The sequence below is a fragment of the Bdellovibrio sp. BIS2 genome (assembly GCF_055398295.1).
Genome location: NZ_AP035879.1, coordinates 3838991 through 3854481, shown reverse-complemented (window position 1 = coordinate 3854481; position 15491 = coordinate 3838991). Strand labels below are relative to the sequence as shown.

At 47.8% G+C, this 15491-nt stretch carries 18 protein-coding genes; 17 read left to right on the top strand and 1 reads right to left on the bottom strand.

Features of this window, described 5'->3' with window-relative positions:
- The first annotated feature begins 183 nt into the window (after window positions 1-183).
- Genes rpmH through rsmG form a run of 8 tightly spaced genes read left to right on the top strand, consistent with a single transcriptional unit; the run spans window position 184 to window position 7135 of the window.
- Complete coding sequence (rpmH, locus tag ACZ520_RS18460) at window positions 184-333, top strand: 50S ribosomal protein L34 (protein ID WP_011166211.1); 150 nt, start codon at window positions 184-186, stop codon at window positions 331-333.
- Window positions 323-682 carry a ribonuclease P protein component gene (gene rnpA / locus ACZ520_RS18455; protein ID WP_198298032.1) on the top strand — a complete coding sequence of 120 codons (360 nt, stop codon included), beginning with the start codon at window positions 323-325 and terminating at the stop codon, window positions 680-682. The genes rpmH and rnpA overlap by 11 nt, the downstream gene beginning before the upstream one ends.
- Entirely contained in the window at window positions 624-920 is a 297-nt protein-coding gene (gene yidD / locus ACZ520_RS18450) for a membrane protein insertion efficiency factor YidD (protein WP_080559017.1), read from the top strand. The genes rnpA and yidD overlap by 59 nt, the downstream gene beginning before the upstream one ends.
- Entirely contained in the window at window positions 904-2523 is a 1620-nt protein-coding gene (gene yidC / locus ACZ520_RS18445) for a membrane protein insertase YidC (RefSeq protein ID WP_464126958.1), read from the top strand. The genes yidD and yidC overlap by 17 nt, the downstream gene beginning before the upstream one ends.
- Window positions 2524-2574: 51 nt before the next feature.
- On the top strand, window positions 2575-3138 hold the full coding sequence (locus tag ACZ520_RS18440) for a Jag family protein (protein WP_088563757.1): 564 nt from the start codon (window positions 2575-2577) through the stop codon (window positions 3136-3138).
- A 19-nt stretch (window positions 3139-3157) separates the two neighbouring features.
- Window positions 3158-4588, top strand: a complete 1431-nt coding sequence (gene mnmE / locus ACZ520_RS18435; RefSeq protein ID WP_464126955.1) for a tRNA uridine-5-carboxymethylaminomethyl(34) synthesis GTPase MnmE — start codon at window positions 3158-3160, stop codon at window positions 4586-4588.
- Between the two features lie 2 nt (window positions 4589-4590).
- Window positions 4591-6519, top strand: a complete 1929-nt coding sequence (gene mnmG / locus ACZ520_RS18430; protein ID WP_088563759.1) for a tRNA uridine-5-carboxymethylaminomethyl(34) synthesis enzyme MnmG — start codon at window positions 4591-4593, stop codon at window positions 6517-6519.
- A complete protein-coding gene (gene rsmG / locus ACZ520_RS18425) occupies window positions 6470-7135 on the top strand; it encodes a 16S rRNA (guanine(527)-N(7))-methyltransferase RsmG (protein ID WP_088563760.1) in 666 nt (221 codons plus the stop codon). The genes mnmG and rsmG overlap by 50 nt, the downstream gene beginning before the upstream one ends.
- A 28-nt stretch (window positions 7136-7163) precedes the next feature.
- On the opposite strand, the gene ACZ520_RS18420 is transcribed toward rsmG, so the two are convergent.
- Window positions 7164-7658 (bottom strand): hypothetical protein, encoded by a 495-nt coding sequence (locus ACZ520_RS18420; RefSeq protein WP_464126952.1) that lies wholly within the window; start codon window positions 7656-7658, stop codon window positions 7164-7166.
- A gap of 127 nt (window positions 7659-7785) precedes the next feature.
- On the opposite strand from ACZ520_RS18420, the gene ACZ520_RS18415 reads away from it, so the two are divergent.
- The 9 genes from ACZ520_RS18415 (at window position 7786) to atpD (ending at window position 15476) form a co-directional block, all read left to right on the top strand.
- Window positions 7786-8598, top strand: a complete 813-nt coding sequence (locus ACZ520_RS18415; RefSeq protein WP_038450418.1) for a ParA family protein — start codon at window positions 7786-7788, stop codon at window positions 8596-8598.
- Window positions 8599-8612: 14 nt separating this feature from the next.
- Entirely contained in the window at window positions 8613-9623 is a 1011-nt protein-coding gene (locus ACZ520_RS18410) for a ParB/RepB/Spo0J family partition protein (protein ID WP_088563762.1), read from the top strand.
- The gene (locus tag ACZ520_RS18405; protein WP_011166201.1) at window positions 9614-9979 is read left to right on the top strand and encodes a bactofilin family protein; all 366 of its coding nucleotides are present in this window, start codon (window positions 9614-9616) and stop codon (window positions 9977-9979) included. Before ACZ520_RS18410 ends, ACZ520_RS18405 begins: the two co-directional genes overlap by 10 nt.
- A 94-nt stretch (window positions 9980-10073) precedes the next feature.
- Window positions 10074-10508: an ATP synthase F0 subunit B gene (locus ACZ520_RS18400; RefSeq protein ID WP_088563764.1), complete on the top strand. Its 435-nt coding sequence runs from the start codon at window positions 10074-10076 to the stop codon at window positions 10506-10508.
- 13 nt (window positions 10509-10521) lie between these two features.
- Window positions 10522-11079, top strand: a complete 558-nt coding sequence (locus ACZ520_RS18395) for an ATP synthase F0 subunit B (RefSeq protein WP_232468916.1) — start codon at window positions 10522-10524, stop codon at window positions 11077-11079.
- 4 nt (window positions 11080-11083) lie between these two features.
- Window positions 11084-11632 (top strand): ATP synthase F1 subunit delta, encoded by a 549-nt coding sequence (gene atpH / locus ACZ520_RS18390; protein ID WP_088563766.1) that lies wholly within the window; start codon window positions 11084-11086, stop codon window positions 11630-11632.
- A 2-nt stretch (window positions 11633-11634) separates the two neighbouring features.
- The gene (atpA, locus tag ACZ520_RS18385) at window positions 11635-13158 is read left to right on the top strand and encodes a F0F1 ATP synthase subunit alpha (protein WP_088563767.1); all 1524 of its coding nucleotides are present in this window, start codon (window positions 11635-11637) and stop codon (window positions 13156-13158) included.
- Between the two features lie 12 nt (window positions 13159-13170).
- Window positions 13171-14058 carry an ATP synthase F1 subunit gamma gene (gene atpG / locus ACZ520_RS18380; protein ID WP_416479724.1) on the top strand — a complete coding sequence of 296 codons (888 nt, stop codon included), beginning with the start codon at window positions 13171-13173 and terminating at the stop codon, window positions 14056-14058.
- 11 nt (window positions 14059-14069) lie between these two features.
- Window positions 14070-15476 (top strand): F0F1 ATP synthase subunit beta, encoded by a 1407-nt coding sequence (gene atpD, locus ACZ520_RS18375; RefSeq protein WP_088563769.1) that lies wholly within the window; start codon window positions 14070-14072, stop codon window positions 15474-15476.
- Window positions 15477-15491 lie beyond the last annotated feature (15 nt).

The window sequence follows — 15491 nt, the reverse complement described above, 5'->3', positions numbered from 1 at the left end:
GTGATTCCCCTCAAGCGCTGCGTCCTCTTAACAAGGGGAGCTGAAGTTTTCAACAGTTGACCTTCATGTCGCAATGTGCTTTATTAATGCCCCACGTATCTAGTTGGAACCAACTTTGTGGAATACATATATAGGTGTCTTTGACGTCATTTAGCGTCGTAAAAAAACCCTGGGGAGATAGTTATGAAACGTACATACCAACCATCTAATAAACGTCGTAAAACCACACACGGTTTCCGCGCTCGTATGGCTACTAAAGCCGGTCAAGAAGTTCTAAATCGTCGTCGCGCTAAAGGTAGAAAGCGTCTGACGGTTTCTACTGGTGGAAAATAATTCCGCGCAAGTTATTAAGAGAAGCTCTGAATTTCTCTCTCTAAAACAATCGGGTAAAAGACACTGGCCTACAAAGTGGTTGCTTCTGAATTATCAGAGAAACCAGGTAGGTCAGTTGCGTTTTGGCGTTACCGCTAGTCGCAAGACTGGATCGGCCGTCGTACGCAATAAACTCAAGCGTTGGACCAGAGAGTATTTCCGCAGCTTCCTTGTGGCGGGACAAACCCTTGAAGCCGACATCAATCTTATCTTTAAACCTATGGAAGCAAACTTTTACAAAGGTCTCAGTCATGAGGAATTTGTCAAAGCTATGGACCGTGGTTTGGAAACTCTACGAAAACACCTTTAAGTACATCTTATGGGTTTTCATCGGGGCTTACCGAACCATCGGGACGACTCACTTAGGTGGATCCTGTCGATTCGAACCAAGTTGTTCTGCCTACGCACTCGAAGCCATTAAGACTCATCATACACACAAAGCCATTTGGTTAATCACCAAAAGGGTTTGCAAGTGCCGACCGGGAGGACCTTATGGTTATGATCCGGTTCCTCTTGCAAAGGGAGTAATCAATGCAACAAAAGAATAACAACCCGTCATTCTTTGATCCCAAAACACTTATTGCCGTGGCCGCCGTAGCTATCGTTTATTACGGATGGAACACTTACCTCGGCAAAAAATATCCTGACTATAACAAACCTAAGACTCAGACCGAACAAACGCAGAAATCTGCAACTGCTGCGACCACTTCTGAAACTCCTGCTGCCACAGCAAACACCGTCGATACAAAATCTGAAATCGTGGAAGCGCCAGTTACGGCGAAAGAATTCCACTTCGAAAACGACAAAGTGTCCTTTGTTATGACCAGCTTTGGTATGGGTTTGAAGGGTTACACCATCAACAACTACCAGGATAAAGAAAAGAACAATATCAAGTTGGGAGTTTCCAACACTGATGGTCTTTTTGAAATGCGCTGGGCAGGGGACTCAAAACCTCTGGCATTTGATGTGGCGGAACAGGCTCCAGGTCACTATGTCGGCACCGCGCACGTGGGTGAAACGGTGATTAAGCGTGAGATGAAGTTCAATGCTGATACTTCCTCTTTCACCAATACAATCTCCGTGTCCAACCCGACTGAAGACTTCAAAAAAGGCTTCTCTTTGTTGATCCCGGAATCCATCCACACTCAGGCTTCCACTTCTTTCCTGTTCCCTTCCTATGAACACCAGGATTTCTTTGTCACTCATAACGGTGGCAAACACGACACCGTGAATTTCAGCGGTGCTAAAGAGGACGTGGTAAAAGACTTCCCTTCAACATCTCTTGTTTCTGTAAGCTCCCAGTACTTCGCAGCGGCTATTTTGGACAAGTCCGAAATCATGCCGGAAGTAAAATTAAACGCTCAGATCAACGCAAAAACCGCGATGGCGGAACTGGTTTACAAGCCAGCTTCCGTGAAGTCTGAAATGACTTTCTCTGAAGTCTTCTATGCGGGTCCTAAATCCATCGACGCTTTGAAAGCGGTGGATCCGGAAATGGCAAGCCTGATCGACTTTGGTTTCTTCGGCTTTATTGCCCGTCCGCTTCTTTATGTGATGAAAGCCGCTCACTCGGTTGTCGGCAACTGGGGTTTTGCAATCATCATCCTGACCTTGTTGGTTCGTCTGTGCGTATTGCCTTTCAATATCATGTCCTTCAAGTCCATGAAGGCGATGCAAAAGGTTCAGCCGATCATTCAGGGTCTGCGTGAAAAGTACAAAGAAGATCCAATGCGTTTGAACCAGGAAATGATGGCCGTGATGAAACAAAACGGCGCAAACCCCCTGGGCGGCTGTCTGCCGATGTTGCTTCAGATCCCGGTGTTCTTCGCCTTGTATCGCGTGATTGGTTCCTCCATCGAGCTTTATAATTCTCCATTCATCCTGTGGATCACGGACCTGAGCTCTCATGACAAGTTCTATGTGTTGCCGGTTTCCATGGCGATCTTCATGTACATTCAGCAGAAGATCACGCCAAGCACGATGGATCCGACTCAGGCGAAAATCATGGCATTCCTGCCGGTGGTGTTCTCATTGTTCATGTTGCAGCTTCCGGCTGGTCTGACTCTTTATATGGTTGTCAGCACCCTGTTTGGTATTATCCAGCAATGGCTGATCATGAGAGAGCCAAAGACCAAAGCAGTAACCGCTTAGTCTTTGGGTGATAGTTTTAGATTTATTTTTTATTTATAAATAGGAGGCATAATGGGTTTTTTTAGTAAGCTTTTCGGGGGGAAAAGCAAAGGTGCTAACAACGAAGTGGAAGCCCTTGTTGAAAAAACTTTGGAAGGGATCATCGAGAAAGCTCAGTTTGAACTGTCTTTTGAGATCGTGACCGAGAAAGAAGAAGACGGCTCCGTAACTTTGGCTGTTCAGTTCTCTGGCGCTGATGAAGAGATTCTGAAAGACAAAAAAGGACAGATGCTGGATGCATTCCAGTTGTTCTTAAAACGCGTGATCCAGCACAACTTCCCTGAAGATAAGACAAATATCACAGTGGACTGCGGTGGGTACCGTGATGAATCTGCGAATGCTTTGATTGAGCGTGCGGAAAACCTGAAAGCGATCTGCATCGAGCAGGGGAAATCTGTTTACTACAGAGCTCTTCCGCCGAAAGACCGCAAAGTTGTTCACCAGTACCTGGCAAAAGATCCGCGCGTAAAAAGCCGCTCTTTGGGTGATGGTCTGTACAAAAAAATCAAAATTTATCCAGCTAAAGGCGGCTCTAACAATGCTGCTGGTGGCGCGGAAGAAGCTGCTCACGACTAGTGAGCTGTAAGTGGGGCCTATGATCCGCGGAGATCGTGATAAGGATACAATCTGTGCGATCTCCACTCCTCATGGAGTGGGCGGTATCTCTGTTATCAGAGTCAGTGGGCCCCAGACTTTAAATATCGTCTCTAAAATCTGCCCGTTTTTGCCGGCACATCCTGAGTCTCACAAAGTCTATTTCGGGAATCTGAAAAACTCCCAGTCAGGCGATGAGATTGACGAGGTTCTGGCAACCTACTTCAAAGAAGGCCGTTCTTTCACCGGTGAAGAGGTTATTGAAATCTCCTGCCACGGAAGCCCGCTGATCTGCCAAACAATCTTGAATCAATTAGTCAATCTGGGTGCTCGTCCGGCGGATCGCGGGGAATTTACTTTCCGCGCGTTTATGAACGGGAAGCTGGATCTGGTTCAGGCGGAATCCGTTCTTTCTTTGATCGAATCCCAAAGCCAGCAAGCCGCCAAACTGGCCCTGCGCCAGCTTAAGGGGACTCTTTCCCACAAGCTTGAAGAAATCGAAGATGATATGACCTGGATTCTGGCGCACGCCGAAGCCAGTATTGATTTTTCCACTGAGGGCATTGAAGTCATCGAAGAAAATGTCATTCAGGTTCGTCTGAAGAAAATCGAAGCGGGTCTGAAGGAACTGGTGGCCACTTTCAAGGTGGGCCGTCTGTTGAAGGACGGTTTCCGTATTGTTCTGACCGGTCTTCCGAATGTGGGTAAATCCAGTTTGCTGAACTTGTTCCTGGAAGACGAACGGGCCATTGTGACGGACATCCCAGGAACCACGCGGGATGTGATTCACGGGGATACGACTTTTGAGGGCGTGAAGTTCACTTTCGTGGATACCGCCGGCCTTCGTGATGAAGCCACTGATCTGGTGGAGCGAATTGGTATCCAGAAAAGCTATGAAGCGCAGAATGAATCCGATGTGGTGTTCTTTGTTTACGACATCGAAAAGGGCCTGGGAGCTGAAGAGCTGCAGATTTTGGAGTCTTTGGACCCGGCAAAAACCTATATTCTGGCCAATAAAACCGACAAAATAGGGGGGTCTAAACCCCTGGAAACTGTCGAAAAAACACTGAAAAACAGTAAATTTTTCCAAAAACTGACGGACCCTGGGGCTTTCTTCACAAGAAGGGTGTTCTTTGTCAGCGCTCTTGATAAAAAGGTGCGTTCTGAGGTGCTTAAGGACCTGGTGAAAGAGTTCACCGATTTGCAGGTGGAAAACACAGTGCTGATTTCCAATGCCCGTCATTTCGAGAATCTTTCCCGCGCCCTTGAAAACACCCAACGTTCACAATCAGTCGTGGCGCAAGGGTTAGGTGCTGAGTTTTTGGCTCTTGAGTTTAAAGAAGCTCTCATTGCGATCCACGAAACTTTGGGGAAACGGTTTGATGATCAGATCATGGACCGGGTCTTTAAAGAGTTTTGTATCGGGAAATAATTATGGCTAACAAAAAATATGATGTGATTGTTGTCGGTGCCGGCCACGCGGGTATTGAGGCGTGTCTGTCTTCTGCGCGTCTGGGTTTGAACACCCTGATGGTGACCACCAATACGGATCGTATCGGTTATATGAGTTGCAACCCGTCCATCGGGGGACTTGCCAAGGGACACATGGTTCGCGAGATCGATGTGCTGGGCGGTCAGATGGGTGTTGCAGCTGATGAAACCTGCATCCAGTATAAACGCTTGAATGCCTCGAAAGGTCCCGCGGTTCGCGGCACCCGTGTTCAGAACGACAAGCACTTGTATTCTCAATTCCAGAAAGAGGCCTTGTACAACCAGCCTAACCTTGAGGTTCTTCAAGGGGAAGTAAAACGCCTGATACTGGAAAAGGATCTGTGTGTGGGTGTGGTTTTGCAGGATGGTTCTGAGATTTTCGGTAAGGCGACCATCATCACCACCGGAACTTTCATGAACGGGGTTATGCATATCGGTCTTCGTCAGGAAGCGGGCGGCCGCGTGGGGGATCAGCCTTCGATCGGGTTGTCTGATCAATTGGCGCAGTTCGGTTTTGAAGTCAAAAGACTTAAAACCGGAACTCCGGCGCGTTTGCTGAAAGATTCTATCGACTGGTCTAAAACCATTCCGCAAGCCGGGGATGAAAAAGTTTATCCATTCAGCTTCCGTTCCTCTGATAAATTGAAACTTCCCCAGGTGCTTTGTTACCTGACTCGCACGACGGAAGAAACCCATGACATCATCCGGGGCAACCTGGATAAATCCCCTATGTACTGCGGGATTATTGAAGGTGTGGGTCCTCGTTATTGTCCTTCGATTGAAGATAAAATCACTCGTTTCGCAGAAAGAACCAGCCACCAGACATTCCTGGAGCCGGAAGGGCTTTCCACGGATTTGATTTATCTGCAGGGTATTTCCACCAGCCTTCCGGAAGATGTTCAGGATCGGTTCTTAAAAACCATCCCGGGTCTTGAAAACGTGAAAGTCGCACGCTACGGCTATGCGGTGGAGTATGACTATATCGAGCCGACCCAGATTTGGCATCGCCTTGAAACCAGAACCATTCGTCAGTTGTTCCTGGCAGGTCAGATCAACGGCACTTCCGGTTATGAAGAAGCGGCGGCGCAGGGTTTGATTGCGGGAATCAATGCGGCTCACAGTATTTTGGGTCGCGAGGAATTTATCTTGAGTCGTGATCAGGCCTATATGGGTGTGATGATCGATGATCTTGTGACGAAAGGAACGCGCGAACCGTATCGTATGTTCACTTCGCGCGCAGAGCACAGACTTGTTTTGCGAGAAGACAATACTATCGACAGGTTGAGTGACTTGGGTCGCCAACTGGGTCTTGTTTCCGAAGAGTCTTTTGAGCTTTTGACGAACTTGCGTGCCCGCCGTCAGACTTTGCATGATCGTTTGAAGAACACCGTGCTTTATCCAACCAAAGATATTCAGGCTATTTTGGCAACAATCCCGACTCCAGCTATGTCGAAGTCCTTAACTTTCGAAGAGTTGCTGCGTCGCCCCGAGCTAACGAGTTCACACCTGGAACTGCTAAATTTTGAGCTGGATCCGGATCCGAATGTAGTTGAGCCGGTCGAAATTGAGGTGAAGTACTCGGGTTACGTCAAACGCCAGATGGACCTGATCACTCAGTCCAAACGCCTGGAAGAAATGCTCCTTCCGGAGGGGCTGGAGTATGGTGAAATCCGGGGTCTTTCCAATGAAGAGAAGGATAAGCTGCAACGCGTTAAGCCCCGTACCTTAGGTCAAGCTCAGCGGATAAGTGGTGTTAATCCATCCGCTATTCAGGCTATAATGATCCATCTAAAAGGTCATAAAAAGATCAAGGAGATGGGGCTTGAAGGACAATCAGGAACAGGCAGCACCGATAGTATACTGGCGCATTGATGAGTGGTTCCCTGATCTAAGTCCAGATCTGAGAGCTCGACTTAAGACCTACCATGAAGAGCTATTGAAGTTTAATCGAACTCTGAATCTTATTTCAGCCAAGACGCTTTTTGTGGCGGATGCTCTTCATTTTGCCGATTCGATCCTGGCCTCTCAGGCCATTATGAAATCCAATCCTAACCTAGATAAAGTCTATGACCTGGGGTCCGGCAACGGTTTCCCGGGTATGGTGTTCGCTCTTTTGTATCCCAAGGTGCAAGTAGTCCTTGTTGAGGTCGATCAGAAGAAGTGCGAGTTCTTGACCCACATGGCGGGCGTTTTGAAGCTTTCTAACGTGACGGTCGAGAACAAAACCATCGAGTCTTTCCCGGATGGCTCTATGAACTATGTGATGGCCCGCGGACTGGCGAATATTTCCAAGTCCATCATGATGACCCGTAAAGTGGTCCCTAAAGGCGGTGTTTTCTATCACCTGAAGAGCGAGGAGTGGGGGATTGAAGTGGGAGATATTCCGACCCAGCTTTGTTCCGTATGGACGCCGTCGCTCGTGGGGGAATACAAGCTTCCGATCGGGGCTATTAAGTTTTCAGTGGTGAAAACAGACAAGATCGCGTGATGTTCCACGTGGAACATCCGAAAAGGCGCTAATGATGACCCCCGGCCGCTGGTTCGGGGGTTTTTTCTTCCCCTAGGCCGACTTCTTTCATTCTTTCTTTCACGTCCCAGCTTTTTTTGGCATTTCTAAAGCGCTGTTCGGTCTGATAGGACGCCCATTCCTGGGGATCAGGCCAAGTCTCGCCCTTTTTAAAGGCTTTGTTGTAGGAGCGCTTTGCTTCCTTTCGGCGGGCTTCAATCTTTAGCTCCAGATACTGCTTTTCTTGCTCCAGGCGCGTGATCTTTTCTTTGGATTCGCGCACACGTTTCTGGGCGTATTTAATCTGACCTGTTTGCGGAACAACCTCGGTCAGTTCCTTCTCAAATCCCTCAAGACCCTTTTTCTCGGATTCAAGAGCGGCCGAAGTGGCGCCAAGCTGTGATTGATAGTCGTTGAATATAGGATCTTTCAGTTCCGGGTTTGGATCCGGCTTACTGCACGCAATAAGGCTGAAAGTAAGAAGAAACAGGGTGATTATTCTCATAAATACAGTTGTTCCACGTGGAACATCGGCAAAAAACGCGAAAAACATAAGACGGCGCGCGAAAAACTGGTCTTTATTCTTGAATGTTCACGCAAAAAGGAGGATTTTTTTAGCTCAAGGAGGAAAAATGGCAAAAACAATCTGCATAGCGAATCAAAAGGGTGGTGTTGGTAAGACAACGACGTCTGTGAACCTCTCTTCTGCCTTGGCGTCTCTTGGAAAAAGAGTTCTTTTGATCGATATGGATCCTCAAGGCAATGCCTCCAGCGGTTTGGGTATCAAAAGATACGAAAGCCAGGATGCGAATAGCTACCACGTACTCATCGGCGAAAAAACTCTGACCGAGGCTACTCAAAAGACCTCCAATCCGAACCTTCAAGTATCCACGGCTAATCCGGATCTGGTGGGTGCGGAGATTGAATTGGTTGATATGCCGCAGCGTGAGTACCGTCTGAAGCAAGCCATTGCCACAGTGGCTGATCAATATGACTTTGTGATCATTGATTGCCCTCCATCTTTGGGTCTTTTGACTTTGAACTCCTTGAATGCGGCGGACAGTTTCCTTGTGCCTCTGCAGTGTGAGTACTATGCACTTGAAGGGCTTAGTCAGCTTTTGAATACGGCGGGACTAATCAAAAAGAATTTGAATCCTCAACTGCATATCGAAGGCATCGTTCTGACGATGTTTGATATTCGAAATAATCTGAGTCACCAAGTAGTGACCGAGATTAAGAACCACTTTGGCGAGAAAGTATTCAACGCCATCATTCCAAGAAATGTACGCCTCAGTGAGGCACCAAGCCATGGACAATCCATCTTCGAGTACGACAGCAAATCCATCGGCGCCGTCAGATACCTAGAGCTTGCACGTGAAGTGATTGCTCGCTCGGAAGTAAAAGTGACGCCGGAAATGGCTCCACAGACAGAACAAATGGCATAAGAAGGGGAATTTAAATGTCTGATATTGCTGTAGAATCCTCAAACAAGAAAAAAGGCCTGGGCCGCGGCTTGGGCTCTTTGTTGGGTGGTCCGGCTCCGGAACAAGCTCCGGCAGCTCCGAAGGCACCTGCTGCCACATCTATTAATAATACAGTAGCTACAACTCCCGCTCCAGCGGCTGCTCCTCAAACAGCGACACCCGTCGCCCCTCCCGTAGACCCTGAGAGCAAAATCTGGAAAGTGGGAATTGATAAGCTTTCACCTGGTCAATACCAGCCTCGTAGAACTTTTGAGAAAGAGCCTCTTCAGGAGCTTGCTCAGTCTATTAAAGAGAACGGTATTCTTCAGCCCATCGTGGCTCGTCGTACGGCTTCCGGGAAACTGGAAATCGTGGCCGGTGAACGCCGCTGGCGTGCATCCCAACTGGCGGGATTGCATGAAGTTCCAGTTATCCTTAAGAATTACGATGACAAACAAGCGCTGGAACTGGCGATTGTTGAGAACATTCAGCGTGAAGATCTGAACCCGATCGAGGAAGCAGAAGGTTACTCCCGTCTGATTTCCGAGTTTAAACTGTCTCAGCAGCAGGTTGCAGAGAAGGTGGGTCGTGACCGTGCAACGGTGGCCAACGCCGTTCGTTTGTTGTCTTTGCCTGACTCTGTAAAAGAGATGATCTCTGGAAACGAACTTTCCGTGGGTCACGCCAAGGTTCTTCTTTCTTTGCAGGATCCAAAGAAGCAGATCGAATTTGCGAAAAAAGTGGTTAACGAAAAAATCGCGGTTCGTAAGCTGGAAAAAATGGTGCAAGCCGTCGTGAAAGGTCACGAGGAAGTTGAAGAGGCACCGACTTTTGATTCTAATGTAACCCAGCGTTTGATTTCTGGTTTGAGCGATGAGCTTCAGAAAATGCTGGGTACGAAAGTGAACATTGATTATGCCAATTCAAAAGGTAAAATCACCATTCACTTCTATTCCGATGACGAACTGACCAATATGGTAGATAGGCTTAAAGAAGGATGGCAGTAAACCTTTCCCCCGCACTCCAAGAAGATCTTTTGACTGGTCATGTGACGGCAATCCTTGACCAGGGGACCCATTTCGAAGGAAAGCTCAGCTTCGAGGGGACCGTTCAAATTGGCGGTGATTTTAAGGGGGAAATCTTTACCAAGGATACCATCGTTATCAACGAAGGGGCCTCTGTAACGGCCCAGATCGAAGCTGATACGATCGTTATTAGCGGCCGGGTGGAGGGAAATCTCTTTGCCCGTCGCAGGGTTATCATGCACCCTCCGGCCATCTTTAAAGGCACCGTGACATCCCCAAGCCTGCGAATCGACGAAGGCGTCGTTTTCGAGGGCGCGTCCTACATGCCTAAGTCTTAGGCAGCGAACATTATCAATTAGAAATTCGCCTTGACCTGTTCCGGCCCCCAATGCTAATCCCGAAGGTCAAAAAATCAGTAGGGATTTCAACAAAATGGACATTTTTGCACAACTAGGTATCAATACCACGGCCGGCATTCAGTTTGTGTTCTTCGCAATCGCTTTGATCTTTTTAAGCAAAGTCGTCTTCGGTCCGTATGCGCATGCATTGGAAGAAAGAGAAAGAAGAACCAAGGGCGGCGAAGATCTTGCTCTTGAATATCAAAACAAATCCGTAGAGTTGCAGACAGAGTACGAAGTAAAAACCCGTGATCTGAACAGCCAGATGAAATCCATCATTGATGCGGCCAAATCTCAGGCGACCAAAGATTACGAATCTGCAGTTTCCAAAGCTCGCGCAGAGGCGGACAAACTTGTTCAGGACAACAGAAACTCCATCACCAGTGCGGTTGCAACTGCGGCGGGTGAATTGAAGTCCCAGACAAATTCTGTAGCGATGGCAATCACCAGCAAGCTTCTTGGCAAATAAGAGAGTAGTGCATATGAAATTGATTTTGAATGTATTGGTACTTCTGGCTCCAGCAGCGGTATTCGCAGCAGGTGGCGGTCATCACGGTGACAATCATATCCCAACTTCCACAATCATGTTCCAGGCGATCAACCTGACGATCCTGTTTGCGGCGATCATCTACTTTACTAAAGATGCCATCGTGTCCTTCTTTGCAGGTCGTAAAGCGGCTTACCTGGAAGCGGCTCAGAAATCCGCGTTTGCGCGTGAGCAGGCTGAAAAAGAATTCGTTGATATCAAGAACAAACTGGCAAATCTGGATCAGACCCGTGAAGAGAACCTGCGCAAAGCACAGACTCACGCTGAAGATCTTAAGAAGCAAATTCTTGAAGAAGCCAATGACGTTACAAAACGTATTAAAAATGATGCCGAACTGACAGCACGTCTTGAAGTTCAGCGCGCTCAAAAAGAGCTTCGCACCCAGCTTCTGCAGGATTCTGTTGAAGCAGCCCGCATCGTTTTGACGAAGGACCTTGGTTCTTCCGATCAGCAAAAACTGCAAAAAGATTTCATCAACAACGTTGGAGTGTAAGCCGATGAGAGTCAGCGAGATTTCCAAAAGATACGCAAAAGCCCTTCTGGCTGTAGCAAAGCAAAAAGGCATCCACACTCAAGTGCACGCAGAACTGCAAGCGCTGGTGAAGTCCTTCGCGGGCGATGCCTCTGTAAAAAACTATTTCGAAAATCCAATGATCGGTTCTGATCAGAAGATCGCAGCTGTAAAAGCATCTTTGTCCGGCAAAGGTGTGTCTGAAGAAGTGGTGAACACACTTGTTCTTCTGGCTGAAAAAAACCGCTTCGGTGTTCTTGAGCAAATCTCCTTCGCCTACCGCGACCTTCTGGATCTGGAAGACGGCGTGACTCGCGGAGTGGTTCGTTCTGCCCAGCCTTTGGCGGCGGATGCTCAAAAAGACATCGAACAAAAAATCACTAAAGTTTTGAATAAGAAAATCGTTCTGACGTACGAACAGGATTCCAAACTGCTTGGTGGCGTGGTTGCCACTGTAGGCGGCTGGACTTTCGATGACAGCATCGACACTCATCTTAAAAAATTAAATGAAGAACTAAACAGGAGAGCCAACTAACAATGGAAACACAAATCCGTGCTGACGAGATCAGTCGCGTTCTCAAAGAGCAAATCAATCAATACAACAAAAAGATTGAAGTAAGTGAAACAGGTAGCGTTCTTTCCGTAGGGGACGGGGTTGCTCGTATCTATGGTCTTGAAAACGCAATGGCTGGTGAACTTGTAGAGTTCCCAGGCGAAGTATACGGAATGGTTCTGAACCTTGAAGAAGGTTACGTTGGTGCCGTATTGTTCGGTGAAGACCGTCACATCAAAGAAGGCGACGTAGTTAAAAGAACGAAAAAGATCGTTTCCGTACCTGTAGGTGAAGCTCTTCTTGGTCGCGTTGTAGACGCTCTTGGTAACCCGATTGACGGCCGTGGCGCTATCAACACGCCTCACTCCCGTATCGTTGAAACAAAAGCTCCTGGTATCGTTTACCGTCACCCGGTTGAAGAGCCTCTTCAAACTGGTATCAAGGCGATCGACGCCCTTGTACCAATCGGTCGTGGTCAGCGTGAGTTGATCATCGGTGACCGTCAAACTGGTAAAACAACTATCGCCGTTGACACTATCATCAACCAAAAAGGTTTGAATGTTCAGTGCTTCTACGTAGCTATCGGTCAAAAACAATCCACAGTTGCCTTGGTAGTTGAAAAACTGCGTGCAGCGGGTGCTCTTGAGTACACGACTGTTATCGCGGCCAACGCTTCTGACCCAGCTCCACTTCAATACCTGGCTGCTTACTCCGGTACAGCGATGGCTGAATACTTCCGTGATACTGGCAGACACGCTCTGATCGTATACGATGACTTGACGAAACAAGCTCAAGCTTACCGTCAGTTGTCTTTGCTTCTTCGTCGTCCTCCGGGCCGTGAAGCTTACCCAGGTGACGTATTCTATTGCCACAGCCGTTTGTTGGAACGTGCTTCCAAATTGTCTGCTGATAAAGGCGGCGGTTCTTTGACTGCATTGCCAATCATCGAGACTCAAGCGGGCGATATCTCTGCTTACATCCCTACAAACGTGATCTCCATCACTGATGGTCAGATCTTCCTTGAATCTGATTTGTTCTACAAAGGTGTGCGTCCAGCGATCTCTGTAGGTAAATCCGTTTCTCGCGTGGGTGGTGCGGCTCAGATTAAAGCGATGAAACAAGTTGCAGGTTCCCTGAAACTTGAGCTTGCTCAGTTCCGTTCCATGGAAGCATTTGCGGCGTTTGCATCCGACCTGGATAAAGCGTCCCAGCAACAGCTTGCTCGTGGTCGTCGTCTGATTGAAGTATTGAAACAGCCTCAGTACTCTCCGGTAAAAGTTGAAGAGCAAATCATCATGATCTTCGCTGCTGGTAACGCGTTCGTTGACCAATACCCAGAGACAGACGTTAAGAGATACGAAAAAGAGATGATCGAGTTCTTGAAAAACAAGCACTCTGATATCATCAAAACGATCTCTGAGAAGAAAGCGATCGCTGACGATACTAAAAAAGCATTGTTGGCAGCTCTTGAAGAGTTCAAAGCTATCTTCCAACCTTCTAACAAGTAATTTGGTGCTTAAATGGCAAGCTTGAAGGATATCCGGGCTCAGATTGAGTCCACTAAAAACACCCAGCAGATCACGAAGGCGATGAAGCTCGTGTCTGCTGCAAAGTTGAGAAAGGCGCAGAATAACATCGTTAATATGCGTCCTTACGCTCTGGCTTTGCGTCAGGTGATTGCGGATATCGCTGTGACCAATAAAGTGTCGCATCCGTTGATGGAGAAGAAAGAACAAGTAAAGAATGTTTTGCTTGTTGTTATCACTTCTGATCGCGGTCTTTGCGGCGCTTTCAACAGCAATATCAACAAATTCGCTGAAGCTTATTACAACAACAACAAGACTTCTCTGGAGAAGATCGACTTCCTGTTCGTGGGTCGTCGTGGTCATGACTACTTCGCAAGACGTGGTATCAAAGCGGTGGATTACATCACCAAACTTGATAAAGACATCTCCTATGAGCTGGCTTCCAAAGTTGCCAACCGCGTGATGAATGATTACCTCGAAGGTTCATACGATGAAGTTCGTATCGTTCACAATGAGTTCAAATCTGCAATCTCTCAGGTTGTGACGGCTGAAACTCTTCTGCCAATTGATCTTGGTCTGACGACTTTCAAAAAAGAAGCTGACACTGCTTCCAACTTTGCTGTCGACATGATCTTCGAACCGGCTCCAGAGCAAATCATCAAAGAATTGCTTGAGAAGCACTTCGAGCTTCAGGTTTACAGATGTATGTCCGAGTCTGTTGCGGGTGAACATGGTGCTCGTATGAGCGCGATGGAAAACGCGACAAACAACGCGAAAGAGATGATCAACAAACTCACTCTGACGTACAACAAACTGAGACAAGAAAAAATTACTACAGAATTGATTGAAATCGTATCTGGCGCTGAAGCGCTTAAAGGATAGGGAGCTGAATAATGGCATTCGGTAAAGTAAAACAGGTAATGGGTCCCGTAGTAGACGTGGAATTTGAAGGCGGGGAACTTCCTGCGATCAACTCCGCTCTGCGTGTAACAAATAAATTTATCTCTGACGTTGAATTCAACCTTGTTCTTGAAGTTGCTCAGCACTTGGGTGACGGTGTTGTAAGAACGATCTCTATGGACCAGACTGAAGGTTTGGTTCGTGGTGAAAAAGTTAAAGCGTTGGGCACTCAGATCACTGCGCCAGTAGGCCGTGAAGCTTTGGGTCGTATCATCAACGTGGTTGGTGAACCAATCGACGAAATGGGCCCGGTAAACGCAAAAGAACAATGGGGCATCCACAGAACTGCTCCTAAGTTCGAAGATCAGGCGACAGCCGCTGCAATGTTGATGACTGGTATCAAGGTCGTTGACTTGCTGGCTCCATACGCAAAGGGTGGTAAGATCGGTCTGTTCGGTGGTGCCGGCGTAGGTAAAACCGTATTGATCCAGGAGCTTATCCGTAACATCGCTACAGAGCACGGTGGTTTCTCCGTATTCGCGGGCGTTGGTGAGCGTACTCGTGAAGGTAATGACTTGTGGCAAGAGATGAAACAGTCTGGCGTTTTGGCCAAGACTTCCCTGGTGTTCGGTCAGATGAACGAACCTCCTGGAGCTCGTGCGCGCGTTGCTTTGACGGGTTTGACTGTTGCTGAGTACTTCCGTGACGTTGAAAATCAGGACGTATTGTTCTTCGTAGACAACATCTTCCGCTTCACTCAAGCGGGTGCCGAAGTTTCCGCATTGTTGGGTCGTATCCCTTCAGCGGTTGGTTACCAGCCAACTCTTTCCACTGAGATGGGTACTCTTCAAGAGCGTATCACTTCCACTAAAAAAGGTTCCATCACTTCCGTTCAAGCGGTTTACGTACCAGCGGATGACTACACGGATCCAGCTCCGGCAACCACGTTCACTCACTTGGATGCTACGACAAACTTGGATCGTGATATCGCAGCTATGGCGATCTTCCCTGCGGTTCACCCGTTGACTTCCACTTCCCGTTTGTTGGATCCAACAGTTATCGGTGAAGAGCACTACAAGTGCGCTCGTGACGTTCAGGCGTTGTTGCAGCGTAACCGTGAGCTTCAGGATATCATCGCGATCCTGGGTATGGACGAATTGTCTGAAGCGGATAAACTGGTTGTTTCCCGTTCTCGTAAGATCCAGCGTTTCTTGTCTCAGCCGTTCTTCGTTGCTGAGCAGTTCACTGGTTTGCCAGGCCGTTATGTTGATATCAAAGACACTGTTAAAGGTTTCCGCGAGATCCTTGATGGTAAACACGATGCTCTTCCAGAGCAGGCGTTCTACCTGGTTGGTACTATCGAAGACGCTATCGAGAAAGCTAAGAAGCTGCAGGCTTAGTGCCTGCCTCTTCCT